The sequence below is a fragment of the Actinopolyspora alba genome, from assembly GCF_900112765.1.
GTDB lineage: Bacteria > Actinomycetota > Actinomycetes > Mycobacteriales > Pseudonocardiaceae > Actinopolyspora > Actinopolyspora alba.
In genome coordinates this window covers 202,829-228,420 of sequence record NZ_FOMZ01000010.1, presented here as the reverse complement: position 1 = coordinate 228,420, position 25,592 = coordinate 202,829, and the positions used below count along the sequence as shown (strand labels likewise).

Below are 25,592 nucleotides of genomic sequence, written 5' to 3'. Positions count from 1 at the left end.
CCGCTTCGACTACCTGCTCTTCGAGCAACAGGCTACCGGGTGAAATCGTGCCGATACTTGCCGTCGTGTACAACATCCTCCAACCGCAACCTGCTGCGCCAGCCGTGGCGTTCCAGGTCAGGGGTCTCGGCTAGCTCACGAACCGGCCCGACGCACAACCAGGCGACCGGCCGGACGCCCGAGGGGATGTCCAGCAGTCTGCGCAGGAATTCCTCCCGGTAGAAGCTTACCCAGCCCACGCCGAGTCCTTCGGCCGTGGCTGCCAACCACAGGTTCTGGATCGCCAGGCACACCGAGTACAGCCCGGCGTCGGCGATGGCGTGCCTGCCGAGCACGTCCGGTGAACCGCGTTCCGGGTCGTAGGTCACCGCTATGCCGAGTGAGGACTCCACGATGCCCTCCACCTTGATCTTGGAGAAGGTCTGGGCGCGTTCTCCGCTGAGCTCGGCCGCGAACACGCTTCGTTCCGCCAGCACGTGCTCGCGGAAGGCGCGTCGAGTGGCCTCGTCGCGTACGAGGACGAAGTCCCACGGCTGGGAGAGCCCCACGCTCGGGGCGCTGTGCGCGGCACCCAGCACGCGGTAAAGCACCTCGGGGTCGAGCGTCTCGCCGGTGAACTCGGAGCGTACGTCGCGCCGACGGTTGATCACGTCGTAGAGGTCGGATACCGGCTGTCGGGATTCGGAGCGGCCGGATCGGTCTGCCGTTGTCATCCCGGCTATCCTGCCGTGCTCGCGGGTGTGATTCCCAGTGCCCCGCGACTGGAATGACTCCGCACACCATCGCCGCCCGCCGCGTCGGTCCGGCGTGCGGTGTGGCGGTCTCCTTGGGCGGTGCTCCGTTGTGATGCGCGCCATAAAACCCCGACTCGCCGGTGGCGACACCCCCACTTCTCAGTTCTCTCTCAGGGCTTCGGGTAAGACTGGGGGACATGCGCATACTCGTCGTCGACGACGACCGTGCCGTTCGGGAGTCATTGCGAAGATCTCTCGAATTCAACGGTTACCAGGTGGAACTGGCCTCGGACGGTCAGCAGGCCCTGGACTCGCTCGCCGCCGCGCGACCGGACGCGATGGTCCTCGACGTCATGATGCCCAAGGTGGACGGTCTGGAGGTCGCGCGCAGACTGCGGGGGACCGGTGACGACCTGCCGATCCTGGTGCTCACCGCGCGCGAGGCCGTTTCGGATCGCGTGGCGGGCCTGGACGCGGGGGCGGACGACTACCTGCCCAAACCCTTCGCCCTGGAGGAACTGCTCGCCCGACTGCGAGCGCTGTTGCGCAGGGCGAGTCCACCGGACCCCGAGGAGGGCATCCCGGAGTCACTGCGGTTCGCCGACCTGGAACTGGATCCCGGCACCCGCGAGGTGCGGCGGGGGAGCCGTGCGATCAGCCTGACGCGTACCGAGTTCGCGCTGCTCGAACTGCTCATGGCCCACCCCAAGCAGGTGCTCACTCGCAGCAGGCTGCTGGAGGACGTCTGGGGCTACGATTTCCCGACGACGGGCAACGCCCTGGAGGTCTACATCGGGTATCTGCGCCGCAAGACGGAGGCATCGGGTGAACCGAGGTTGATTCACACCGTCCGCGGTGTCGGCTACGTGCTTCGGGAGAATCCACCGTGACCACACCGGCCCCGCCACCTTCGGAACTGAGCGGCTCGCCCGCGTCCGAGGGACAGACCGGAAGATGGCAGCGGGCTTCGCTGCGCAACAGGGTGACCCTGCTGGCCGCCGCCTGCGTGGCGGGGGCCGTCGCGCTGGTCTCGGTCGGCGCGTTTCTGACGGTTCGGGACAGCCTCTACGAACAGGTGGACCAGAACCTGCGGGAACGCGCCAGCCAAGCGGTCTCCGGCCCGCAGGTGCTGGAACCCAACCTGCGTTCGGTTCCCGCGGCTTTCTACGCGGCGGCCAACTTGCGAATCTGCCTGGTCACCGCCGACGGCAGGGCGCTGACCGGGCCCGGTAAGACCCCGCCGTGGGGGCCCGCGGAGTTGGCGGTGGCGCGTGGTCTCACGGAGTCCTCGCTGCGCACCGACGACGCCACCAACAGCAGGGTGGTGGCGCTGCCCGCCGGGAACGACCGTGCCCTGGTCATGTCGCAGTCGCTGGCCTCGACCAAGGCCACGTTGGCCCAGCTCAGCGTGGTGCTCGTCGTGATCGGCGGTGCGGGCATCCTGCTCGCCGCCGCCGCTGGGACCGCCGTGGCTCGCACGGCGCTGCGACCGGTGCAACGACTCACCGCGGCCACCGAACGTATCGCTCGGACAGGCGACCTGCGTCCGATTCCGGTCAGCGGCGACGACGAGCTGGCACGGTTGACCACCAGCTTCAACAAGATGCTCGGGGCACTGGCCGAGTCCCAGGAACAACAGCGAAGGCTGGTCGCCGATGCCGGGCACGAACTGCGCACCCCGCTGACCTCGTTGCGCACGAACCTCGAACTGCTCATGGCCTCCGACCGGCCGGGCAGTCCCCGGCTGTCCGACGAGGACCGTGCCGAGATGCTCGGTGACGTGCAGGCGCAGATCACCGAGCTGTCCGCGCTGGTGGGAGATCTCGTGGAGCTGGCTCGGGAGGACGCGCCGAACGCGGTGCACGAGCCGCTCGAACTCGTCGATGTCGTGGAGCGGGCGCTGAGCCGGGCCAGGCGGCGTGCCTCCGAGGTGGAGTTCGACGTTCGGCTGGAGCAGTGGTCGATGCTCGGCGACGCCACCGCGTTGGAACGTGCGGTGCTGAACCTGCTGGACAACGCGGCCAAGTGGAGCCCCGCAGGGGGGATAGTGCGGGTGGAGTCCCGGCGGCTCGACGCGGGATTCGCGGTGTTCGAGGTCGCCGACAGCGGGCCGGGTATCCCGGAGGAGGACCGCAGGCACGTCTTCGAGCGGTTCTACCGTTCCACCGAGGCCAGGCCGTTGCGCGGCTCAGGGCTGGGACTGGCGATCGTCAAGCAGGTGGCCGAGCGGCACGGCGGAAGCGTGGCCGCGGGCGAGGCACCGGAGGGCGGAGCGATGATCTCGATGTATCTGCCCGGCCACGCCGATCCCGAGCAGAGCGATCCCCAACGGCCCGCGCGTTCGACCTGAGGCGGACCCGCCGTTCCTTCGGGGCGTGCCCGGTTCCGTCGCGCTGCCCGGCGCGGCTCGCGGACGGCGGTTACACCCGCCCTCCCGTCGCCGGCCCTGTTCCGGTTTCCCGTCCTGCCGACCGGACGGCTTCCCACGTCTCAGCGCACCCGGTGGGGTGGTGCCGGCTTTGTGTGGTTTCTATGCTGCTTCGTGTAGGGTATTGTTGGTTTGTGTTTACTTGACGAGTAAAGTTCGCGTGGTTTCGTGATGATTTCGATCGCGGCACTCGCGTCGGATTCGCGACGAACACGGCGGGGTTGGAGTGGTGATGCTGGCACGTCAGCGTCAGGACATGATACTGGACGAAGTTCGTAGAACCGGCGCTGTGCAGGTGAGCGACCTCGTGCAGCGCCTCGGCGTGTCCGACATGACCATTCGCAGGGATCTGGACACCTTGGCGGCGCGCGGTGCGGTCGAGAAGGTCTACGGCGGCGCCACCTCCGTGCTGGACCGCAGCACCGACGAGCCCGGTTTCGAAGCCAAGTCGGTGTACCAACCCGCGGAGAAGGAAGCCATAGCCGAGCGAGCCGCGCGGCTCGTCCGCCCGGGATCGGCCATCGGCCTCTCGGCGGGCACCACCACCTGGACGCTGGCACGTCATCTCGACGACGTCGCCGATCTGACCGTGGTGACCAATTCCGTGCGCATCGCCGATGTACTCCAGCAGCGCGGCCGTGCCGATCGCACCGTGATCCTGACCGGTGGGGTGCGTACCCCCTCCGACGCGCTCGTCGGTCCGGTGGCCGTGCGCGCGCTGCACTCGCTGCACCTGGACCTGGTCTTCCTGGGGGTGCACGGGATGAGCACTCGCGCCGGTTTCACCACACCCAATCTCGACGAGAGCGAGACCAATCGCGCCCTCGCGCGGGCGGCCAACCGGCTGGTCGTGATAGCGGATCACGCCAAGTGGTCCACGGTCGGTATTTCCACCATCGTCGGCCTCGAGGAGGCCGACGTGCTGATCAGTGATGACGGGTTGCCCGAGGAAGCGCGTCGGGTGCTCGGGGAGCGGATCGCGGAGCTGTCGATCGCTCCCGTCTCCGGTGAGCGGGACGAACCGGCCGATTCCACGTATGAGGACACTATGCGGGCGGAGAGTGAGCAGTGAGGCGAACCGCGCGGCAGCTGGCCGACGGGCGGGAAATCATCTACTTCGACTCGGAGGCCACGGCGCCGGAACGAACCGCCGAGGACCTCCGCGAGCTCGACGGGCCACCTACGGCACCGGAGATGCGGCGTGATCCGTTGACCGGCGAGTGGATCGCCATGGCCGCACATCGGCAGAGCCGCACCTACAAGCCGCCGGCCGATCTGTGCCCGTTGTGCCCCAGCGAGCCGGGCAAACCCAGCGAGATCCCGGAGAGCGACTACGAGGTCGCCGTGTTCGAGAACCGGTTCCCCTCGTTCGCCGCGCCCGAGGAACCGCCCGCTTTTTCCGGACCCGGAGTGCTGGACACCGATCCACTGGTCCGACGGGCTCCGGCCAGTGGCAGGTGCGAGGTCGTGTGCTTCACGTCCGAGCACCGCAGCTCGTTCGCCGCGCTGACCCCACGACACGCACGCACCGTCGTGGACGCCTGGGCCGACCGCACGGCCGAGCTCGCCGAGGTGGACGGGGTGGAGCAGGTGTTCTGCTTCGAGAACCGGGGCGAGGAGATCGGGGTTACGCTGCATCATCCGCACGGCCAGATCTACGGGTATCCCTTCGTCACCCCCAAGACCAGCCAGCTGCTGCGAAACGCCGAGGAACACCACCGAACCCACGGCAGTCACCTGCTCGGTGACGTGCTCGCCGCCGAGCGTTCCTCCGGGCAACGCGTGATCCGCGAATCCGAGCACTGGACGGTGTTCGTGCCACCCGCAGCCCGTTGGCCCGTGGAGCTCATGGTCGTCCCGCACCGTCGGGCCCCCGACCTGACGGCCCTCACCGCCGAGGAACGCGACGACCTCGCCGAGGTCTATCTCGACACGCTGCGCAGGTTGGACCGGCTCTACGACAGGCCGCTGCCCTACATCGCGGCATGGCAGCAGGCGCCCGTTCGGTTCGGCAGGGAACTGTCCTGGCTGCACCTGAACCTGTTCTCGGTGCTGCGCTCGCCGGACAAGCTCAAATACCTGGCCGGTTCGGAGTCGGGGATGGGAGTCTGGATCAGTGATGTGACCCCGGAACAGGTCGCGGAGCGACTGCGCGAGGTGTCCTGACCGGCCTGCCCGGCCCGGGGAGGCGGAACGGATTCATCGTTCGCTTCCAAGCCTGATCTCAGGCGGCTCTCAGTCGGATAGCGCAGAGTGGAGACATGAGCGAAAATCACCCTGGTTCTCCCGAGGAAGGTCAGGATCGCCCCGACACACCGGCCGAGTACGGTCCGTCCCGGCCGGAGTCCGGTGAACAAGGCGTCGCCGGTGCCGCTTCGACGGGGTCGGCGGACTCCGGAGAATCCCGGGAAAGCTCGGAGGGGCCGCCCCCGGACTCGACGCGGCGAGTCGACGCCTCCGAAGCCGCACCGGACAGCACCGAGGAGCCGACCACGTGGCAACGGGGAGTCCCGCGGCCCGGAACCGACCACCCCACCTCCACCGGTTCCCCCACCGGCACGGAAGCCACCGCCTCGTCCGACCCGTCCGGGGCCTCCGAACAGCCACCGTGGAGCCCGCAATCCGGTACGGAACCCCAGCAGCCGTACACCCCGCAACAGCCCCCGCAGCAGTCCCAGCAGCCCCACGGCTTGGGCAATCCGCCGCAGCAGTACCCGGGGCAGCAGTACCCGGGGCAGCAGTACCCGGGGCAGCAGTACCCGGGACAGCCGGGACAGCAGTACCCGGGGCAGTACTCCACCCAGCCCGGACAGCCGATGCAGCCGGGGCAGTATCCCGGCCAGTACGCGGGCCAGCCCGGTGCTGCCGCGGGTGGCCCGCAACAGCCGGGACAGTACGGCGCGCAGCAACCGCCACCACAGACCGATCCGCAATACCCCTACATGACCCAGCAGTACCCCCAGCCACCGGTCGAGGAGCCACCGAGATCCGGGCGTGGCGGTGCTCGTGGGCGTCTGCTGGTCGGTGTGACCGCGTTGGCCCTGGTGGCCGGCCTGGTGGGAGGCGCTGGGGGAACCTACGCCGTTTACCAGGCCACCGGGGGAAGCGGCGTAGTCACCTCCTTCGATCAGCAGGCACCCTCCTCCGAGAACAGCAGCAGCGCGCCCTCGGGGTCGGTGCAATCCGTCGCCGACACGGTGCTGCCGAGCGTGGTGCAGATTCAGGTGCAGACCGCCAGGGGTGCTTCGGGCTCCGGCTCGGGAATCATCATCAGCAAGGACGGCTACATCCTCACGAACAATCACGTCGTGGAGGGAGCCTCCCAAGCGGGCGGTGATCTCGTCGCGCGCTTCAACGACGGACAGGTCAGTCAGCTCAGCGTGGTCGGTACCGCCCCGTGGTCCGATCTCGCCGTGGTCAAAGCCGATGTCACCGGTCTGACCCCGGCGAAGTTGGGTAACTCGGGAGAGCTGGATGTCGGGGCCGGAGTGGTCGCGATCGGCTCCCCGTACGGGCTTTCCGGGACCGTGACCAGCGGTATCATCAGCGCCAAGGATCGCCCGGTCCGCGCGGGCGGGCAGAGCGGGACCCAGGCCACGGTGCTCAACGCGCTGCAGACCGACGCCGCGATCAACCCCGGCAACTCGGGTGGGCCACTCGTGGACATGAACGGCCGGGTGATCGGCATCAACTCCGCCATCTACAGCCCCAGTTCCTCCAGCGAACAGGCCGGATCGGTGGGGCTCGGTTTCGCCATCCCGATCGACCACGCCCGCAGGATCGGCAAGCAGCTCATCGAGGACGGGTCGGCCGCTCGTACCACGCTCGGTGTGCAGGTGCGGGTCGTCGGGAACGTCAACGGCGGTCTCGTCGTGGGGGTGCCCCCGGACGGGCCGGCGGCCGAGGCCGGCGTCAAGAGCGGTGACGTCATCACGAAGGTGAACGACCGCACGATCACCAGCGGCGACGAGCTGATCGCGGCCATCCGTTCCTACGCGCCGGGCGATACCGTCACGCTGACCATCACCAACAAGCAGGGTGGCAACAAGCACACGGTCGAAGCGACGCTGACCGGCCAGGAGCAGTGAGACCTCCGGCGGTGGTGCCCTCCCCCTTGAGTCCCCGGAGCCATCGAGCACCCGGATGGATCCGAGCACCACGCCGCACCCCCGATGATCAGGAGCAGACATGAACGGTCGATACGGCCGTGTCGTAGACCACCCGCTCCGCGAGGTGAAGACGTCGGATCCACTGGATCCGGACGACGATCCGTCGACCGCTACGGTGAGCGATATGGAACGCAACGCGCAGCGGTTGGGACGAGCGCTGGTGGTCGTTGTCGACGACCGGGTCGCGCAGAGTGAGCAGGAGGACACCACCGGTCCGTTGGTGACCGAGCTGTTGGAGGAGGCGGGATTCATCGTCGACGGCAGCGTCGCCGTCGCCGGTGAGACCGTGGAAATCAGGAACGCGTTGAACACAGCCGTGATCGGCGGCGTGGACATGGTCATCACCGTCGGCGGCACCGGGGTGTCGCCGCGCGACGTCACGCCGGACGCCACGTCCGGCGTGCTGGATCGGCCGGTTCCCGGGATCGCCGAGGCGTTGCGTGCCTCCGGGCTGGCGGCGGGAGCCGTCGACGCGGGGGTTTCCCGCGGTCTGGTCGGCGTCTCCGGCAGCACGCTGGTTGTCAACCTGGCCGGTTCGCGCGCGGCCATCCGGGACGGCATGGCCACGCTGACCCCGCTGGTCACGCACGTGATCGAGCAGCTTTCCGGTATCGACGGCATCTGACGGCGGTGCCACGTCGCGGGCGCGGTGCGCGGCGAAACAGGCCACCACCGGCCGTCACGGCGAACGGAGCACCCTGCAGGAGCACCACACGACCTCCCCGCTGTGGAGCACCGGAGGTGCGCACGGGGACGGCTCCGTGGCGGCGGGTGAGAACGAGCGGGACAATGGCGTCGTGAACCAGCAGGAATATCAGGCCGGGCGACAACCGGCTTCGCGGCGCCGATCCCGTTCGGTCGACGAGATTTTCGGCGATGTACTGCCGGAGACCACGGTGGACGAGCGTGACGGCCGTGACAGCTCCGAAAACGGGGGCTCGAACTCCTGGTACCTCGAGAACAGGCCGCCGCACCACGACTCCTGACCTTTCGGGCGAGGTCGGCGGGGCGGCGATTTCGCGAGAAATTGACGCCGTTCCAGCCGCGCGGCAGTTGGGGGTGAGAGCGATTCAGCGCGGGGTCGATTCAGTGCGGGGTCGATTCAGCGCAGGGTCATCGTCACCGATTCGTGTAGCGCCGCCGCGGCCACGTCGGCGGCGCGGCGGCGTTCGAGCCCGACGACCACAAGTGTGTCGCCTTCGGTGTCCCCCTGGGAGGGATGAACCGCTACGACGGCCGCTCGCTCGGCCAGTATCCGGGTGTTTCCGCTCCTGCTGCCGACTATGTCCACGTGCAGGCCGGGATGAAGCAGTTCGGCCACCGCCTCGTCGGCGGGCCGGATCGCGACCGCGGCTTCGGTTTCGCCCGTGGTCAGCTCGGTGAGCGGATCGTCCAACAGGCTCAGATCGGTCAGCGGTTCGCCGCGCCGTGCCGCGCGTGCCAGGACCTCGCCGGTGACTCGCTCCCGCTGCCGCAGCGCTCGGTCCGGAACCAGCCGCTCCGGCATCCGGACCGTCGTGACGTCCTGCGGGCCGACCCGACTCCCCGGAGTCAGATCTCGGGATGCGGTCAGTACCGTCTTCGTTCTCGAAGCGGTCCCGGAGTGCGCGGGCAGTGCGTACCACCCCGCCATCAGCAGCAGCACGGCCGCCAGGGCACGACGGAGCAGCACGATTCGTCTGCCCCGCAGCCGCATCGTCTCGCGCAGCCGTTCCCGCACGCCTCGCCGTAGCCGTCGGTCAGCGGTGCTCTCCCGCAATTCGATCTCCCGCTCGGTTCGTGGTGATCCTCGTCACCACGAGTCTGGAGCGGGGCGGAGGTTCCGAACAATCTCGACCGGATCAGCTGTGGAGCGTCGATCCGGATGTGGACGGCAGCGTGTGCGCGGAACCGGGCCAGGAAACCCGTGGCCCCGTGCGTCACTCTGCCGCGAGCCACCGTGCGGCCGAGCCGCGGAACGGATGGGGTGCCGAGCCGGGCCTGCCGGTGCGATCTCCCGCTGTCCGCCCGCGGCTCGCCCGGACAGCGGACGTACCTCGGGCTCCGAGAGGGAGCGGTTCTGTCAGTTCGTAGCCGCGGAGGTCTGCGTCTGGGATCCGGATGAGCTCGATTCCGAGGAACCACCGGAACTCCCGCCCGACGACTCGGAACTCCCGGAGCTTCCCGAACCGGAGCTGTCGGAGGAGCCGTTGCCCGAGCCGGAGTTCGTCCCCGCCGAGGCCCCGGACTCGCTCGACGAGTTCGACCCGCGGCTGTCGTTGCGGTAGAACCCACTGCCCTTGAAGACGACACCCACCGCGTTGAACTTCTTCCGCAGCTTGCCCGAGCACTCCGGGCAGTCGGTGAGCGAGTCCTCGCTCAACGACTGGAAGGTCTCAAAATCGTGCCCGCAGGCGGTGCAGGCGTACTGGTAAGTGGGCACGGGTCTCATACCTCCGGAATCGGACGGCGACGCATCGACGCGCCGCGCTCGGTGACACACGCGGTGCCGGTCCCCGGACAACGACATTGGCACTCGAACGGGACGAGTGCCAATACGATAATGCTGCACGGCTGGACACCGACGCAATCGGGGCTGCGTCACAATGCGACGTCGATAATGTCACGCGCCCGAAGGGGCTTCGGGAGTCGCCCGTAACCGAGATCACACCGGTAGGCGGGTGAATCCGGAAGCGGGGGTCATGACTCCGGTGACACGCACGTCGTGTGCCTCGGCGGGCAGTTCCTCGACGAACTCCGAATCCCGAACCACCGCCGCGAGCTCGGCCGAATCGTCGGCCAGCGGCAACGACCGGTCGTAGAAACCGGCACCCTTACCCAAGCGTACCCCTCGTCGGTCCACGGCCAGGGCTGGAACCAGCACCGCGCCCGCCTCCGAGATCGCCCCCGCGCCCAGGTGGGGCGTGCTCGGTTCCAGCAGTCCGTAGGTCGCACGACGCAGCGAGTCCGGCCCCTCGTAGGCCGCCCACTCCAACGGGTTCCTGCCCGCCATGACGGGCAGCAACACGCGGTGGCCCAGTGCCACGAGGCTGTCGAGCAGTTCCGGTGATCCAGGTTCGGACCCCACCGGTACATAGGCGCAGACGGTTGTGATCCGTGTCTCGGACAACCATTCGATTATCGTCGTTCGCAGCGCACGGTTCTCCTCGGTACGGGTTCGTTCGGTGAGCGCGTCACGTTCCGAACCCAGCCTGCGTCGCCACTGTTCTTTTCGGTTCAGTTCGTCTGCCGAGAGCGTCACGAGACGAAGGGTAGTCAATATCGCTAGGCTCGCGGTCATGAGTAGCCTGACAAGCTCGCAGGCGGCTGCGGCTTTCCGCACCGCGATCGTTCCAGCGGCGGGGCTGGGAACTCGCTTTCTCCCGGCCACGAAATCCGTGCCCAAGGAATTGTTGCCGGTCGTCGACACGCCGGGAATCGAACTGGTGGCGGAGGAGGCGGCCGAAGCCGGTGCCGACCGTCTGGTCGTCGTCACCGCTCCGGACAAGAGTTCGGTGGTCGAACACTTCCACCCCCAGCCGGAACTGGAAGCCACTCTCGAGGCCAGGGACAAGCAGCGACTGCTTCGCAAGGTGCGCCGGGCCCCGGAACTCATCACTGCCGATTCCGCCATCCAGGACAAGGCACTGGGACTGGGGCACGCCGTGGCCTGTGCCGAGCCGAACCTCGGTGCCGACGAGGACGCCGTCGCGGTGCTGCTGCCGGACGATCTGGTCTACCCCGCCAGTGCCGACGAGAGCGGTGTGCTGACCAGGATGTCCGAGGTGCGTGCCCGTTACGGCGGCAGCGTGCTGTGCGCCTTCGACGTGCCGCCCGATCGGACCTCTTCCTACGGCGTCTTCGACGTTTCCGACACCGAGGAGTCCGATGTCAAACGTGTCCGCGGCATGGTGGAGAAGCCCCAACCCGCCGACGCCCCCTCCAATCTCGCGGCCGCTGGCCGCTATCTGCTCGACCGCCAGGTGTTCGACGCGTTGCGGCGCATCGAACCGGGTGCCGGCGGTGAACTGCAACTGACCGATGCCGTAGCGTTGCTGATCGCCGAGGGGCACCCGGTCCACGTCGTGGTCCATCGCGGGACGCGGCACGATCTGGGAAATCCCGGAGGTTTCCTGAAAGCGGCGGTCGATTTCGCGCTGCGGGACTCCGAGTACGGGACTGACCTGCGAGAGTGGCTGGGCGAACGGTTGAACCGGAGCTGAGCTCCGTACGCCGCTGTCCCGTGCGCGTACCGGTCAACAGTGTCTTCGCCGAAGAGGTCGAGCCATGAGATCAGTGGATGAACAGCTTGCACGGGTACTCGCGGCCGCCGTGCGGCCTTCACCTGTTCGGGTGGCAATAGCGGAGGCACAGGGGCTGTTGTGCGCCGAGGAAGTCGTGGCGGAGCGGGCGTTGCCGGGTGCCGACCAGGCCGCCGTGGACGGCTACGCGGTTCGCAGCGTCGATGTTCGCCACGCCGGTAGTGAGCCGGTGGAGCTGCCCGTAGTGGGTGAGGTGACCGCCGGTTCACGACAGCCCCGTCGACTGCAGCCGGGGCAGACGGTTCACGTCACCACCGGCGCCCCGCTGCCGACGCTGGCCGACGCGGTGGTGCCGGTCTCGGAGACGGATCAGCATCCCGCCAAGGTCACGATCTGGCGTTCGGTGCCCTCGGCCGCCTTCGTCCGTCGCGAGGGTGAGGACGTGCGGTCCGGTGACGCCGCGGTCCGGCGGGGCACGGCGATCGGTCCCGCCCAGGTGGGGCTGTTGGCCGCGGTCGGCAGGAGCAAGGTGCTGGTGCATCCCAGACCGCGGATATCGATCATCTCGTTGGGCCCGGAACTGGTCGATGTGGACCGCACTCCCGGTGCGGGGCAGGTTTACGACGTGAACTCCTACGCGCTGGCGGCGGCGGCCAGGGATGCCGGTGCCGAGGTGACCAGGGTGGGCATCGTCGATTCCGATCCCAGACGCCTGCGCGAGGTGGTGGAGGGCAGGCTGCTGCTTTCCGAGATCGTGATCATCGCCGGCGGGGCGGGCGGCTCCGCCGCCGAGGAGGTCCGCTCCTGTTTGGCGGAGCTCGGCGAGCTCGACACCACGAGAGTGGCCATGCACCCCGGTTCCACCCAGGGATTCGGACGGCTGGGGCCCGACCGGGTGCCCACTTTCCTGCTCCCCGCCAACCCCGTAAGCGCTCTCGTCGTCTTCGAAGTGCTGATAAGGCCGCTGTTGCGCTCGGCGCTGGGCAAGGCGAATCCGCATCGTCGTTCCATAGCAGCGGAGCTGGTGTCGCCGGTTTCGTCCACGAAGGGGCGACGCGGCTTCGTGCGGGGCAGACTGCTGCGCGACGCCGAGGGCGGTTCCTACCTGGTGCAGCCGGTCGGTGGCTCCGACGAGCACCTGCTGGCTTCGCTGGCCGAGGCCAATTGCCTGATGATGCTCGACGAGGACGTCACTCAGGCCGTGGCCGGCGAGTGGCTCCGGGTGAGCTTCCTGTCACAGCGGTCCTGAGAACAGTGCTGACGCATTCGCTCGGCGTGGCGGTGTGCTTTCGAGTCAGCGTTTCCAGTGATGGGAGCCGGTGTTCGTTATGGCGGGAGCCGTCCCCGAATTCGAGCTCGCCGAGGGCAGACATCCCGGTTGGCCCGCCAGGGTCGGACCGCTGGTGGTGCCGGCGGGCAGGGTGGTGTTGCGTCCGCCCAGGCTGCGCGACGCCGCCGCTTGGAGCGAGGTGCGGCTGCGGGACAGGGACTACCTGCGACGTTGGGAACCCACCGGCGGTGACTGGAATCAGCGCAACACGAGCACTGCCTGGTTCGGACAGTGGAACGCGCTGCGCAGGATGGCGAGACGCGGCCATGTGCTGCCGTTCGTCATAACGCTGGACGGGGCGTTGGCGGGACAGCTCACCATCGGGAACATCATCCGGGGTGCGTTGCGTTCCGGATGGATCGGCTACTGGGTCTCACAGCGGAGCGCGGGTTCGGGAGTGGCCACCGCCGCCGTGGCGCTGGCCGTGGACCACTGCTTCGGTCCGACCGGACTCCACCGACTGGAAGCGACGGTGCGTCCGGAGAACTCACCCAGTGTGCGGGTCCTGGAGAAGTCGGGGTTCCGCCGCGAGGGGTTGTTCGAGCGGTATCTCGACGTGGCCGGAGCCTGGCGCGACCACTGGGTTTACGCGTTGACCCGGGAGGAGGTCCCCGAAGGGGCGGTGGCCGCGTTGATTCGAGCGGGTCGTGCCGAGCGGCCCTGACGGAGCCGCTCCGAGTCGGCTGCCGGGGCACCGGGCGTTCCGGCCGTTGTGCGGGGTCGATGATTCCGCCGAACGCGCTCTCTGATGATGTTGTGTATTGACGATCACACGATCTCATTAGGAATCACTGGTTCTTTCGGGTGAAATCCATCGACAAAATTTGATCACTGCGTGTCGTATCTTGCCCCGTTTGCGGGATTTTCGTGCGTGCTTGGAGCGAGCCGGGCTCGGCGTGGCTCCAAGACAGGTATGAGGGTTCTGGATAACGTGGACAGTGCAGGTGTGTGCCGCCGTTTGCCAGGGGGAGGTGGCAAGGTGTGCTCAGCGCACTGATTTTCGTGGGGTTGGCAGCGGCTTGGCTCGTCGTTCTGGTGCCCATGTTCGTCCGCCGCGGCCGACGAGTCCCACGTACGACGGATACCGCGTTGAACTCGCGAGTGGTTCGGCGCGGTGGCCAGTCCCGGCCCGGGGCGGGTGGAACGAGCGGCAGTGGAAACAAGGAGGCGCTCACGATGCCTGACAGCACAGCAGGCAAGTCCCGTTCATCGGCCGCGCGGGACGACTCGGACCGGACCGACGTCGACGACGAGTTCGACGCCACGGGGCGCGAGCACTGGCGTGGTCCGGACAGCGACGAGACCGGGGCGGGACGGCGTTACCGCCCCGGTCGTGGTGGCTTCGATCCGGACGCCGCCGCGCTGGCGGCACGTACCAAGTACGCGCGCAGACAGCGGATCGTGCTCGCCATGCTCGCGGTGGCCGTGGTGACCGCCGTGCTCGCCGGGTTGTCCTGGTCGGCGCTGTGGTGGGTGCACGGTCTCACCGATCTGCTGCTGATCGGGTACCTGGGGTATCTGCGTAAGCAGGTGCGGATCGAGGAGGATGTGCGCAGTCGCAGGCTCGCGCGGCTCTCCGGTGAGTCGGACGAGCGTGACGACGAGCGTGACAATGGGCACGAGGGCTCCCCGCACGCTGTGACCGAGTCCGGTTACCCGGCCGACGACCTCGTTCCGGATGAGAGGCCCGCGGGGGCGCGACCGGACGTTTCCCGTTCCGGGGACGCCGAGGTACTCGACATCGACGACGAGGATCCCGAGTTCGACGAACTCGACGACCGGTTGTGGCAGCCGTACCGCCGTGCGGTGGGAGAATAACGTCGAACGGCGGATGGGTGGGGGGTGTGCCCATCCGCCTGAGGCGGTTGCTATGCTAGTCGCGCACTCGGTCGGAAGGCCGGGAGCGCCGGGGCTGTAGCGCAGTTGGTAGCGCGTCTCGTTCGCATCGAGAAGGTCCGGGGTTCGATTCCCCGCAGCTCCACCGGGTCGCTCACTGTGCGAACCATTTTTCGAGGCCGTTCCCGCTGGCGAAGCGGGGACGGCCTCGTTTTTATCGCAGAGCCGGGTCGCGTGCCTCCTGCCCGCCAGGCACCAATGCGACACCAGCCCGACCTGATCATCGGTTACCTCGCCAAGACCGGGCTGGACCTCCCATCGCCATAACTCCGATCTCCAACCACCTCTGGCGGCGCGCGGAGGTATCCGAGTAGCGTACCGACTGGACGGTATGCGTGTCGGTGCTCGGTGTCCGAACTCGGGCGACCTTAGTGCTGTAGCGAATGCCGTCGCTACGAAAATCCGACCACGACAGGGAGTGTCGATGGCAGTCGATCCTGCGGCGGACGATCTCGCACGCGTGCTGGACGAAGTTCCGGAGGGACCTTTCGTGATGCTCAACCTGCTGCGGTTCACCCCGGACGGCCGCTCTTCATACGAGGAGTACTCGAGGCGGGCCAGGCCCTTGCTGCAACGTTACGGGGGTGAGGTCATCTATGTCGGCGATGGAACGACACCCTTGGTGGCCGAGGAAGGACAGGATTGGGACGCGGTGTTGCTCGTCCGATATCCCGATCGGGAGGCGTTCAGCCGTATGGTCGCGGATCCCGAGTACCAGCAGATCACCGGTTTGCGCGCCCGCGGGCTCGCCGAGGCCGTGCTCCAGCCGACTCTCCCCTGGGGCTCGCGTCGCGAATCCTGACGAGCTCGGGCTGCGGGGAGCGTCGCGCCGACCGCCAGGGTGAATCCCGGTACTGCAGGGCCGATTGTCCGGTAGGCGTCAGGTACCCCTCGAGTCCGCTGGTCATCGGGGTGCGGCCTCGGACGGTCGCCCGCGCCGTGTTCGGCCGCCTCGCATGACCGGTTGTTCGATGAATCGCCAGCTCAGCGCCGCCGCCACGATGGTCAGTACCAGGCCCAGTGGCCCGGCCACCGCACCCAGCTCGGGTCGCAGCCACAGGGTCAGCGGGTAGTTCCACAGATAGGCCCCGTAGGAGACGAGGCCGAGTGCCGCGAGTCCCCTGGTCAGCAACGCGCGGTCGGCCAGCTCTCGCCAACGTGACCAGACCAGCAGGAGCGCTGCCGTCAGAGTGGCGATCGCAGGGCCGATCAGCAGGTAGGTCAGCACGTGGCCGCGCAGCGGCAGGACCGACAGCACCGCCAGCCCCGCGAGGGCGAGCGGTACCAACTTGGCGGACATCCACTCCGGGCCGCGTAGCCGAGTGGCAGCGCCGATCACGAAGCACACGAACCACGAGGTGGGCAGCCCGTAGGCGTTGTCGGGGTACGGCCACAGCCAGACCAGGGTCGCCACACAACCGGCCAGCACGATCACCGCGGTGCCCACGAGCGCGGCCGTGACGCTGCGACGGGTCCAGGCCAGCGCCAACAGCGCCGGCCATACTAGGTAGAACTGCTCCTCGGTGGCCAGTGTCCAACAGTGGAACGCGGCACCGCCCAAGTGGATGACCGGCAGGTTGCCGGTGAACGTAAGCATCACGGCGACGGTGCTGGGCAGGCTGCCACTCTCGTCCAGCGGATCGACGGTCGCCGTCACCGCGATGAACACGACGACCATCGCGAGCAACGCGGGCAACAGCCTCCGGGCCCGGCGCAGGTAGAATCGCCGGTAGTCGATCCGGCCGTTGCCTGCCAGCTCCTTGGTCAGTACCCCGGTGATCAGGTAACCGCTCAAGGTGAAGAACATCACGATCCCGACCACGCCCGCACCGGGGAAGATGTCGGGGAACGCGTGACGCAGCATGACGAGCAGGACCGCGAGACCTCGCAGTACGTTGAGACCGACGATCTGTCCGCCCCGTGTGTTCTGTCCCTCTCCTGCTCGGCTCACCCGACTGCCTCTACGGTCGTTTCGTCGTCGGTCAGGGCCGATCGGATGAACCGGTCCAACAGCTCCGGGTAGGTCAGTCCCTCGGCGGCGAACATCTTGGGTACCTGGGACTCGGCCGTCATGCCGGGCATCGTGTTCACCTCGTTGAGCACGAAACCGTCGGAGGTCAGGAAGAAGTCGATCCGAGCGAGCCCGCGACAGCCCAGGGCGTCGTAGACCCGCAGGGCCGAATCGGTCAGTTCCCCGAGCTCGGCTCCGGTCAGCCGAGCCGGGATCTCGAACGCGGCACTGCCGTCGTACTTGGTGGTGGTGTCGAACAGTCCGTCGTCGACCAGAATCTCCAGCGGCGGTCCGACCCGGCGCCCGTGCTCCGGATCGTCGATCACGGTGACGTCCACCTCGCGGCCGGTCACCACGTGCTCCACCAGCACCCGTTCGTCCAGTTCCAACGCTGCCCGCAGTGCCGGTTCGAGTTCCGCCGCGTTCTTCACCAGGCGTACCCCGAAGCTCGATCCCGCCGCGATCGGCTTGACCACCACGGGCCGGTCGAAGACTACTGTGGACAGATCGTTCCGCGTGACGAGCCTGTCCGGCGCGGTTCGTACCCCGACTGCCTCGGCCACCCGCTTCGTCGCCCACTTGTCCATCGCGAGTGCGCCCGCGCGTACCGGCGCACCGACGTACGGGATTCCGGCCAGCTCGCACAAGGCGGCGAGACTCCCGTCCTCGCCTCGCGGTCCGTGCAACAGCGGCACCACCACGTCGCAGTCCGCGAGTACCCCGAGCGCGGCGGCGAGGCCGTCCGCGGGCGAGTTGCCGAGTAGCTGTTCGTCGGGACCTAGCCACCTGCCGTCGCGGCGGATGGTCAACGCCACCGCCTCGTACCCGGCGGGGTCCAGCGCCGCACGTACCGAGGCCGCGGAGGCCAGGGATACCTCGTGCTCGCTGTTCTGCCCGCCGCCGATCACGGCCACCCGTAACCGTCCGCTCATCGAATGCTCCTCCGAATCCGGTGACCGATACCGGTCACGATCTCGTGTGGGATGGTGCCCACCCAGTGCGCCCAGTCCTCGACGGTCGGTTCGCCGTCGTCCCCCGGGCCGAACACCACGGCCTCGGTGCCCGGCTCGACCGGATCGTCCCCCAGATCCACCACGACCTGATCCATCGAGATCACCCCGACCAGCGGACACCTCCTGTCCGCGATCAGGACACAAGTCTCCTCCGATACGTCCCGACGCAGTCCGTCGGCGTAGCCGATCGGTAGTAACGCCAGGTTGGTAGCGCGATCGGTCACGTGGGTGTGCCCGTAGCCGATTCCGGTCTCGGCGGGTACCCGCCGCACCTGGACGACGGGTGCGGTCAGCCGCAGCGCGGAGCGCAACCGTGTGCTGCCGGACGGGTCGATGCCCACCAGCCCGGCCCCGATCCGAACCAGGTCCAGATGGGTGTGGGGGTCGGTCAGCGTGGCGGCCGTGGCAGCCAAGTGCCGAATCGAGGGACGCAGCCCGACCTGTTCGGCCGCCTCCACCCCGTCGAGCATCACCCGCAGTCCGGTCGTGTTCGCCGGGTGGCCCGGCTCGTCGGCCCTGGCCAGGTGGCCCATCACCCCCACGACCGTGATGTGTCCGGCGAGCTCGGCTCGCCTGGCGGCCGTCATCAGGTCGGCCCACTCGTCCGGGGCGGCGCCGTCGCGGGCCATTCCCGTGTCGAGCTGGAGGTGCACTCGGGCCCGGTATCCGGACCACGCGGCGGCCTCGACCACGGCCGCCAGGTGGTTCTCACTGGGCACGGCGAGGTCGACCCGGTGCCTGCAAGCGGTCGTCACGTCGGCGTCCACCGGGTTCAGCCAGCTCAGCACCGGTGCGTCCACTCCGGTGGCGCGCACGGCCAGGGCCTCCGTGATCGACGTGGTACCGAGCCAGGTCGCGCCGCTCGCGAGCGCGGTTCTGACCATCGCGTGCAACCCGTGTCCGAACCCGTCGGCTTTCACCACGGCCATTACTTCGCCGCGTGCCTGCCTTACGAATCGACGGGTGTTGGCGGCCACGGCGGCCAGGTCGATCTCCAGCGTGGGCTCGTGGCCTCCCGCGGTGCTTCGGGAGGTCCGTGGGCGAGTCGCCGGCGCGTTCATGCCGGCACCTTCGCTTCGACAGGTCCGTAGATGGCGTGTCCGCTTTCGGTCAGTAACGCCCAGTACCGGTCCCCGTAGGACCAGTGCCACCACTCGGTGGGGTAGTTGACCAGCCCGGCGTTACGGAGAGCGCGTGCCAGTGTCGTCCGGTTGCGCCGTGCCGTCCGGTCCACCTCGGCGTCGAACCAACACGCGCCGTCGCTGTGCTCGGGGGTGGCGTCGACCGCCGTCCCCATCCACAGTTCCTCGCCCTCGTCGTCGACCAGTGTCAGGTCGACCGCCGCTCCGGCCACGTGCGGAGCCACCGCCACGGGGGCGACGAACCGGCTGGACAGCCGCTCCAGTTCGGCCTCGTCGGCGTCGGGATGCAGCACGCGTAACTCGCTGGTGTAGTCATCGATGATGGCCTGCTGATCGCTCACGCTCCGGTGGCCCTCCAGGACCCGCAGGTCCACACCGGACGGCAGCGCGTCCCTGGCATCGTCCAGCCGGTTGGCGAGCCCCGATCGCACCATGACCCCGGACGCGAAATCCAAAGGTATCAGCGGGTCACCGTTGTCACGCACACCGATCGCGCGAACTCGCGGGTCGGCCAGCAAGATCGTCATGTTGTCGACACTATGAATACACCGCGTGTCACCACATCGTCCGGAAGTACGAGCGACAGCGCCGAAAGGCCGGTTTTCTCTCCGCCCGGATGGGTCGATCGGTCGAGTGCCCGAGGAGGACGCTGTCGCTGCCTCCGTCCACACCTCGGGCAACACGATCAGTGTCTTTCCGCGTGTCCCGATTTGCTCCGTTCCGGATACGGGAGTGCACTGGGTGTATGGGGAACGGTGGTGTGCCGGTACACGGGATTCCACGCTCGGTCGGTCACTCGGTGTCCGGGTCGACCTCGCCGGAGCGGACGGATTCGGTCCGCGCGTGGCGCACGGGGGCTGATCGCCCGGCCCTGTGCGGTGCCGCTCCGGTGCGGAGTGCGGTCTCGCCGACCGGGGCTTACCAGGACGTACGTGTGCCCGGTACCGCGCCGTTGCCTGAATCCCCACGAGGACGGCGTGGACATGCTCGCCAGGGCCGAGGTCGTGTTGTGGGACCCGTCGCGGGGCCCGCCGGGTGAGCATGCGGAATTCGCCACCTCGAAACCACCACGAGGAGGGCACCAGCAGTGACGCAAGAGAAACCCAAACCCCCGACCACCACCGATGCCGGAATCCCGGTCGAAAGTGACGAGCACTCGTTGACGGTGGGACCCGACGGGCCGATCCTGCTGCAGGACAACTACCTCATCGAGCAGATGGCGCAGTTCAACCGGGAGCGGATTCCGGAACGCCAGCCGCACGCCAAGGGCAACGGCGCGTTCGGTGAGTTCGTGGTGACCAACGACGTCAGCGCCTACACGAAGGCTTCCGTGTTCCAGCCGGGCACCCGGACCGAGATGATGATCCGGTTCTCCACGGTCGCCGGTGAGCGCGGCAGCCCGGACACCTGGCGCGACCCGCGCGGTTTCGCGGTGAAGTTCTACACCAGCGACGGCAACTACGACATGGTCGGCAACAACACGCCGGTGTTCTTCGTCCGCGATCCGATGAAGTTCCAGCACTTCATCCGTTCGCAGAAGCGACGCGCGGACACCAATTCGCGCGACAAGGACATGCAGTGGGACTTCTGGACGCTCTCCCCCGAGTCGGCGCATCAGGTCACCTGGCTCATGGGCGACCGGGGGATCCCGAAGACCTGGCGGCACATGAACGGCTACTCCAGCCACACCTACATGTGGGTCAACGACCGGGGTGAGAAGTTCTGGGTCAAGTACCACTTCAAGACCGACCAGGGCGTCGACTTCCTCACGCAGCAGGAGGCCGACCATCTGGCCGGTGCGGACGGCGACTACCACCAGCGGGACCTCTATCAGGCCATCGAGAACGGGGATTACCCCAGCTGGACGCTGTACATGCAGATCATGCCGTTCGCCGAGGCCGAGACCTACCGGTTCAACCCGTTCGACCTGACCAAGGTCTGGCCCCACGGTGACTATCCGCTCATCGAAGTGGGGCGGATGAAGCTCAACCGGAACCCGACCGATCACCACACCGAGATCGAGCAGGCCGCGTTCGAACCGAACAACCTCGTTCCGGGAATCGGTCCGAGCCCGGACAAGATGCTGCTGGCCCGGTTGTTCTCCTACGCCGATGCCCACCGGGCGCGACTGGGAGCCAACTACAAGCAGATCCCGGTCAACTCGGCGGATGTGCCCGTCCACAGTTACAGCAAGGACGGCAGCATGCGGGTCAACAAGATCTCGGACCCGGTGTACGCACCGAACTCCTACGGCGGTCCCGAGGCCGACACGGCCCGGTTCGGCGAGTACTCCGGTTGGCACACCAGTGGGGATATGGTGCACGAGGCGTACACCCCTCGTCGGGACGACGACGACTTCATCCAGGCGGGCACGCTGGTTCGTGAGGTTATGGACGACGCCGCCCGGGAACGGCTGGTCAACAACGTCTCGGGGCACCTGCTCGACGGCGTCACCGAGCCGATCCTGCAGCGCGCCTTCGAGTACTGGCGCAACATCGACGAGGACATCGGCAAGCGCATCGAGCGGGCGGTCCGCAACCACAACGGCTGACCGTTCGGTTCCACTCGCCGCGCCTCCATCCGGGGGTGCTCCGGTGCGGTCGGGGCGCCCCCGGGTTGCGCGCGGAGCGTACCGCCAGCCGCGTGCCCGTCGATTTCGCGAGAAATCGACGTCGCCCAGCGGGTTGTGGCCCCACCGAGCGGTTGGTCTCCCGAGTCGCTCCCGAAAAGAAGTTGCGTTTCGTCCCGGTCGGTGCGTCAATGACCGGCGAATGGAACAACGGGAAATAGTGCGCGTGTCCAAGCGGCTCGCGCTGTATCTGCGCCATGCTCCCGACCGCATCGGTATCCGCCTGGATGCCGACGGCTGGGTGAGTGTGGACGAGCTGCTGTCCGCGTTGGACGAGCACGGTATGCCGCTCACTCGTGCTCGGCTCGCCGAGGTCGTGCTCCGCAACGACAAGTCACGCTTCTCCTTCGATCGCACCGGCGAGTCGATCAGGGCCAACCAGGGCCACAGCGTCGCCGTCGATCTCGATCTGCCGGTGACCTCGCCACCGGAAGTGCTGTACCACGGCACTGTCGAGCGCTTTCTGCCCTCGATCCGTGCCGACGGGCTCCTGCCGAGGAATCGCCACCACGTCCACCTTTCGGCGAGCGTCGCCGAAGCGCGTGCTGTCGGTGCGCGCAGGGGAACACCTGTCGTACTGGAGATCGCCGCACGCGAGATGGTCGAGGCGGACCACGAGTTCCGGGTCAGCACGAACGGGGTGTGGTTGGTCGACCGTGTCCCGCCGGGGTTCCTGCGTCGCGGTACCTGACCCGCTGCCACCCTCATTCCGGGACACCGGATGCTCTTTCCGCGTGCCCGGCGATTTCGCGAGAGATCGTCGCACCCCGTGCGGCTCCGTTCCCGCTCAGCGCGGCGGCGATTTCGCGAGAAATCGACGCATGGCGGGGTGGTTCGGCTCTACGGTGTAATCATGGGTGCACTGGACCACGAGCGCTACTGCTCGGAGATCGTCACGCAGGCCAAACTGCTGGGCAAAGCCGTCGACGGCGCGGAACCGGGCTCGGCCGTGCCGAGCTGCCCGGACTGGAACCTGGAGCGGTTGATGCTGCATCTGGGAGGTGAGTACCGCTGGGCGGAGCAGATCGTGCGCACGCGTGACCAGGTAGAGATCTGTGCCGCCCATGCCGACGGCGCCCCCGAGCCCACGGGGCAGGATCCGGCTTCCCTCGGGACGTGGTTGGTCGAGGGCGCCGAGGGGCTCGCGGATGCGCTGCGTGCCGCGGGGCCGGGGGTGGAGGTCTGGAACCCGATCGCCGGAGTGCCGTGGAACGCGCTCTCGTGGGCTCGACGCATGACGCACGAGACGTTGTTGCACCGGGCAGACGCGGAGTTCACGGTCGGCGCGGAGTTCACAGCGGATCCAGAGCTCGCGGTGGACGCGCTGGACGAGTGGATGCTGCTGTGCGCCCTGCCGCAGCTGTCGCAGGCCGATCCCGAGCTGCGGCGGTTGCTCGGTGACGGGAACACGGTGCACCTGCACGCCACCGACGTGCCCGACGAGCTCGCGGCGGAGTGGTTGGTCGACCTCACCGGGGAGGCGATCACCTGGCGTCGTGCGCACGAGAAGGCGACCGTGGCGCTGCGGGGGTCGCTGACGGGGTTGCTGCTGGCCGCCTACCTGCGAAAGCCGTTGTCCGATTCGGATCTCGAGGTGTTCGGCGACACCGAGCTGCTGCGCGGCTGGTTGGAGCGCGTCACCGTCTGGTTCCGCTAGGTTCCGCGCGGTTCGGTGGCCGCGCGGACGCGTCACCGGAGAACGGTGCCGCGCCCGCCCGGGCGCGTCACCGTCCGCGAGTGGGTCCTCACTTCACCGAGGCCACTCCGGCGCGGCCGCGTCGACGAGTGTGAAGTCGGACCGGGCCGTGCCGCCGGTGGTTCCGAAATCCTCCCGGTAAGAGACCGAAGTCCCTGGCCGTTTCCCGGTACTCGGCCAAGACTGGTGGTACGGGCGATCGCTCTCGGAAGGGGACACCATGATGTATGGCTATGGCCCCGGGTTCGTGTGGATGCTCGTTTTCTCGCTGGTGTGGATCGCTCTGGTTGTGCTGATCATCTGGGCGGTTGTTCGCCTCGTCCAGGACCAGCGTGTTCGACGTGGCGATCCGGAACCGCGCGTGGACGAGCCCGAGGAGATCCTGGCCAGGAGATACGCTCGGGGTGAGCTCGGCACCGAGGAGTACCAGCGGATGCGGGCCGAACTGGGGGAACGCAGAAGGCCGGATTGATCCAAGGCGATGGGACTCCCGGGGACGCCGATGGCATTCATCGCCCCGCGATCGGGTGAGTCCGAGGCGGGGGACTATCCCTGGGCTCCCTTTCCTCCTTGGCGGGAGCGAGTCACCGTTCGCAACAGGCCGGGCGTCAACCGCGAGAGCAGCAGGCCCGCCCTGGCCTCCGGGGTGATCGGTGCGACGGCTCGGTCGCGGCGTGCCGCCCGCAGGATCTCCGCCGCGGCGGCCTCGGGGGTGAAGGCGCGACCACGGTAGAGGCGCCCCGCTCGCTCCCGCTTGCGCCGTTGCTGTTCGGGCGAGCTTCCCACGAAGGTCGTCGTGTCGGTTATGCCGGAGCTGACCACGCCCGGGCACACCGCGGTGACCCCGATGCCGTGCGCGGACAGCTCACCCCGCAGTCGTTCGGAGAGGGCGAGCACGGCGGCCTTGGAGCTCGCGTAGGCGGGCAGTCCCGGTACCGGCAGATAGGCAGCCGCCGAGGCCACGTTGACGATCCGGCCGCCCTCGCCGCGCTCGATCAGCTGTTCGGCGAACGCCCGGCAACCGTGGATCACGCCCCACAGGTTCACGTCCAGGACCCGTTGCCAGTCGGCCTCCGTGGTGTCCATGAAGGAACCGGACATGCCGATCCCGGCGTTGTTGATCACTATGTCGGCTACGCCGTGCTCCTCCCGTACCCGTTCGGCCAGCTCCCGCACCGAGGAGCCCGTCGCCACGTCCACGCCGTATCCCGCGGCCACGGCCCCCTGCTCGCGCAGTCGCGCCGCGGTCAGCCGGGCCGCGGCTTCGTCCACATCGGCCGCCACGATCTCGGCGCCCTCCGCCGCGAAGGCGTGCGCGGTGGCACGGCCTATCCCGCTTCCCGCTCCGGTGACCACGACGAGTCGGTCCGCGAAACCCCGCCGGTCGACGTCGGTTCGGGCCCTGCGCAGTTCCCTGGACTGCTCCCCACCCTCCAGGTGCCGGACGAACTCCTCGGTGACGTGGGCGATCCGTTCCGGTGCGCTGCGGGGCAGCCAGTGCCCGCCCCGCAGGTACCGCACCCGCAGGTCCTCGACCCAGCGGTCGATCTCGGTCTGCATGGGGGTTCCGACGAAGGAATCGCCCGTGGGGGCGAGTACCTGCACCGGTACCGAGGTGGCGCGCGGGTTCGGAGTGCGGAACCGCCGCGAGGTGTTCCTGCGGTACAGCGCGAGCCCGGCCACCCCGTCGCCGGTTCGCGCCGTGATGTGCCGGGCACTGGGGTCCAGCAGCCGTATCACCCGCCGCATGATGCCGGTGCGCCACGCCAGTTCGGGGATGACGGGAAGCTGGAAGAAACCGATGTAGCCGGAGTGCGTGAGTTGGCTCACCAGGTCGCGGAGCCCTCGCGGCGTGGGACGGCGGAGTTTGCTCCGCATCCACTCGCCCGCGTGGTCGAGAGAGGGCCCCGAGATCGTGGTGAAGGAGCGGATTCGTTCCCGCAGCCGCGGATCGGTGACGGCCTGCCACGCCTGGATCGATCCCCAGTCGTGGGCCAGCAGGTGCACGGGGCGTTCGGGACTGACCGCGTCCATGACCCGTTCCAGGTCGGCGGCGAGCCGGTCGAGATCGTAGGCGTCGTTCCGGCGGGGTCTGTCCGATTCGCCCGCGCCCCGCACGTCGTAGGTGACCACGTGATACCGCTCGGCGAGCAGGGAGACCACCTCGTCCCAGACGTGCCGGTCGTCGGGATACCCGTGTACGCACACGATGCACGGACGTGCACGGTCGCCGTGCTCGCGCACCGCGAGCCGGATTCCGTCGCTGGTGTGTACTCGCGGACTCGCCGTCATGATCACGTCCT

At 68.2% G+C, this 25,592-nt stretch carries 25 protein-coding genes and 1 tRNA gene; 17 read left to right on the top strand and 9 right to left on the bottom strand.

Features of this window, described 5'->3' with window-relative positions; translation table 11 throughout:
- Positions 1–32: 32 nt before the first annotated feature.
- Positions 33–713: a 5,6-dimethylbenzimidazole synthase gene (gene bluB, locus BM150_RS16815; RefSeq protein ID WP_092928220.1), complete on the bottom strand. Its 681-nt coding sequence runs from the start codon at positions 711–713 to the stop codon at positions 33–35.
- Between the two features lie 218 nt (positions 714–931).
- Here bluB and BM150_RS16810 point away from each other — a divergent pair, with 218 nt between their 5' ends.
- From BM150_RS16810 to BM150_RS16780, 7 genes are all read left to right on the top strand, one after another.
- Complete coding sequence (locus tag BM150_RS16810; RefSeq protein WP_092928219.1) at positions 932–1,624, top strand: response regulator transcription factor; 693 nt, start codon at positions 932–934, stop codon at positions 1,622–1,624.
- Positions 1,621–3,084 (top strand): sensor histidine kinase, encoded by a 1,464-nt coding sequence (locus BM150_RS16805; RefSeq protein WP_092928218.1) that lies wholly within the window; start codon positions 1,621–1,623, stop codon positions 3,082–3,084. The genes BM150_RS16810 and BM150_RS16805 overlap by 4 nt, the downstream gene beginning before the upstream one ends.
- A 310-nt stretch (positions 3,085–3,394) precedes the next feature.
- Positions 3,395–4,234, top strand: coding sequence for a DeoR/GlpR family DNA-binding transcription regulator (locus BM150_RS16800; RefSeq protein ID WP_092928271.1), 840 nt, complete (start codon positions 3,395–3,397; stop codon positions 4,232–4,234).
- Positions 4,231–5,328, top strand: a complete 1,098-nt coding sequence (gene galT / locus BM150_RS16795; protein WP_092928217.1) for a galactose-1-phosphate uridylyltransferase — start codon at positions 4,231–4,233, stop codon at positions 5,326–5,328. The genes BM150_RS16800 and galT overlap by 4 nt, the downstream gene beginning before the upstream one ends.
- A gap of 95 nt (positions 5,329–5,423) precedes the next feature.
- The gene (locus tag BM150_RS24785; RefSeq protein ID WP_245755551.1) at positions 5,424–7,250 is read left to right on the top strand and encodes a S1C family serine protease; all 1,827 of its coding nucleotides are present in this window, start codon (positions 5,424–5,426) and stop codon (positions 7,248–7,250) included.
- A 205-nt stretch (positions 7,251–7,455) separates the two neighbouring features.
- Positions 7,456–7,956 (top strand): molybdenum cofactor synthesis domain-containing protein, encoded by a 501-nt coding sequence (locus tag BM150_RS16785; protein WP_092629600.1) that lies wholly within the window; start codon positions 7,456–7,458, stop codon positions 7,954–7,956.
- Positions 7,957–8,128: 172 nt separating this feature from the next.
- The gene (locus BM150_RS16780) at positions 8,129–8,317 is read left to right on the top strand and encodes a hypothetical protein (RefSeq protein WP_092928269.1); all 189 of its coding nucleotides are present in this window, start codon (positions 8,129–8,131) and stop codon (positions 8,315–8,317) included.
- A gap of 116 nt (positions 8,318–8,433) precedes the next feature.
- Here BM150_RS16780 and BM150_RS16775 read toward each other — a convergent pair whose 3' ends face one another.
- The 3 genes from BM150_RS16775 to BM150_RS16765 form a co-directional block, all read right to left on the bottom strand.
- The gene (locus tag BM150_RS16775) at positions 8,434–9,090 is read right to left on the bottom strand and encodes an SAF domain-containing protein (protein WP_139219566.1); all 657 of its coding nucleotides are present in this window, start codon (positions 9,088–9,090) and stop codon (positions 8,434–8,436) included.
- Positions 9,091–9,393: 303 nt separating this feature from the next.
- Positions 9,394–9,753: an FmdB family zinc ribbon protein gene (locus tag BM150_RS16770; RefSeq protein ID WP_092928215.1), complete on the bottom strand. Its 360-nt coding sequence runs from the start codon at positions 9,751–9,753 to the stop codon at positions 9,394–9,396.
- 222 nt (positions 9,754–9,975) lie between these two features.
- Positions 9,976–10,572: a 5-formyltetrahydrofolate cyclo-ligase gene (locus BM150_RS16765; protein WP_217641698.1), complete on the bottom strand. Its 597-nt coding sequence runs from the start codon at positions 10,570–10,572 to the stop codon at positions 9,976–9,978.
- Positions 10,573–10,609: 37 nt separating this feature from the next.
- Here BM150_RS16765 and BM150_RS16760 point away from each other — a divergent pair, with 37 nt between their 5' ends.
- The 6 genes from BM150_RS16760 (at position 10,610) to BM150_RS16735 (ending at position 15,600) form a co-directional block, all read left to right on the top strand.
- Entirely contained in the window at positions 10,610–11,533 is a 924-nt protein-coding gene (locus tag BM150_RS16760) for a UTP--glucose-1-phosphate uridylyltransferase (protein WP_092928213.1), read from the top strand.
- Between the two features lie 64 nt (positions 11,534–11,597).
- Positions 11,598–12,821, top strand: coding sequence for a molybdotransferase-like divisome protein Glp (glp, locus tag BM150_RS16755; protein WP_092928212.1), 1,224 nt, complete (start codon positions 11,598–11,600; stop codon positions 12,819–12,821).
- 79 nt (positions 12,822–12,900) lie between these two features.
- Complete coding sequence (locus BM150_RS16750; protein WP_092928211.1) at positions 12,901–13,566, top strand: GNAT family N-acetyltransferase; 666 nt, start codon at positions 12,901–12,903, stop codon at positions 13,564–13,566.
- 512 nt (positions 13,567–14,078) lie between these two features.
- On the top strand, positions 14,079–14,720 hold the full coding sequence (gene sepX, locus BM150_RS16745) for a divisome protein SepX/GlpR (RefSeq protein WP_245755548.1): 642 nt from the start codon (positions 14,079–14,081) through the stop codon (positions 14,718–14,720).
- 90 nt (positions 14,721–14,810) lie between these two features.
- Positions 14,811–14,883, top strand: a tRNA-Ala gene (locus tag BM150_RS16740).
- 339 nt (positions 14,884–15,222) lie between these two features.
- Positions 15,223–15,600 carry a DUF1330 domain-containing protein gene (locus BM150_RS16735; protein WP_092928268.1) on the top strand — a complete coding sequence of 126 codons (378 nt, stop codon included), beginning with the start codon at positions 15,223–15,225 and terminating at the stop codon, positions 15,598–15,600.
- 102 nt (positions 15,601–15,702) lie between these two features.
- Here the strand turns inward: BM150_RS16735 and BM150_RS16730 are convergent, their stop codons facing one another.
- From BM150_RS16730 to BM150_RS16715, 4 genes are read right to left on the bottom strand one after another with little or no spacing between them, the layout of a single operon-like run.
- Positions 15,703–16,749, bottom strand: coding sequence for an acyltransferase family protein (locus tag BM150_RS16730; protein WP_217641697.1), 1,047 nt, complete (start codon positions 16,747–16,749; stop codon positions 15,703–15,705).
- A complete protein-coding gene (locus tag BM150_RS16725) occupies positions 16,746–17,741 on the bottom strand; it encodes a D-alanine--D-alanine ligase family protein (RefSeq protein ID WP_092928209.1) in 996 nt (331 codons plus the stop codon). The genes BM150_RS16730 and BM150_RS16725 overlap by 4 nt, the downstream gene beginning before the upstream one ends.
- A complete protein-coding gene (alr, locus tag BM150_RS16720; protein ID WP_092928208.1) occupies positions 17,738–18,883 on the bottom strand; it encodes an alanine racemase in 1,146 nt (381 codons plus the stop codon). Before alr ends, BM150_RS16725 begins: the two co-directional genes overlap by 4 nt.
- Entirely contained in the window at positions 18,880–19,491 is a 612-nt protein-coding gene (locus BM150_RS16715; RefSeq protein ID WP_092928207.1) for a M15 family metallopeptidase, read from the bottom strand. Before BM150_RS16715 ends, alr begins: the two co-directional genes overlap by 4 nt.
- 560 nt (positions 19,492–20,051) lie before the next feature.
- Between BM150_RS16715 and BM150_RS16705 the strand changes: the two genes are divergently transcribed.
- The 4 genes from BM150_RS16705 to BM150_RS16690 all read left to right on the top strand — a co-directional run bounded on the left by BM150_RS16705 (position 20,052) and on the right by BM150_RS16690 (position 23,761).
- A complete protein-coding gene (locus BM150_RS16705; protein WP_092928205.1) occupies positions 20,052–21,515 on the top strand; it encodes a catalase in 1,464 nt (487 codons plus the stop codon).
- Positions 21,516–21,735: 220 nt separating this feature from the next.
- A complete protein-coding gene (locus BM150_RS16700) occupies positions 21,736–22,284 on the top strand; it encodes an RNA 2'-phosphotransferase (RefSeq protein ID WP_092928204.1) in 549 nt (182 codons plus the stop codon).
- A 162-nt stretch (positions 22,285–22,446) separates the two neighbouring features.
- Positions 22,447–23,250 (top strand): maleylpyruvate isomerase N-terminal domain-containing protein, encoded by an 804-nt coding sequence (locus BM150_RS16695; protein WP_092928266.1) that lies wholly within the window; start codon positions 22,447–22,449, stop codon positions 23,248–23,250.
- 259 nt (positions 23,251–23,509) lie between these two features.
- Positions 23,510–23,761 carry an SHOCT domain-containing protein gene (locus BM150_RS16690; protein WP_092928203.1) on the top strand — a complete coding sequence of 84 codons (252 nt, stop codon included), beginning with the start codon at positions 23,510–23,512 and terminating at the stop codon, positions 23,759–23,761.
- 74 nt (positions 23,762–23,835) lie between these two features.
- Here the strand turns inward: BM150_RS16690 and BM150_RS16685 are convergent, their stop codons facing one another.
- A complete protein-coding gene (locus BM150_RS16685) occupies positions 23,836–25,581 on the bottom strand; it encodes an SDR family oxidoreductase (protein ID WP_092928265.1) in 1,746 nt (581 codons plus the stop codon).
- Between the last annotated feature and the right edge of the window lie 11 nt (positions 25,582–25,592).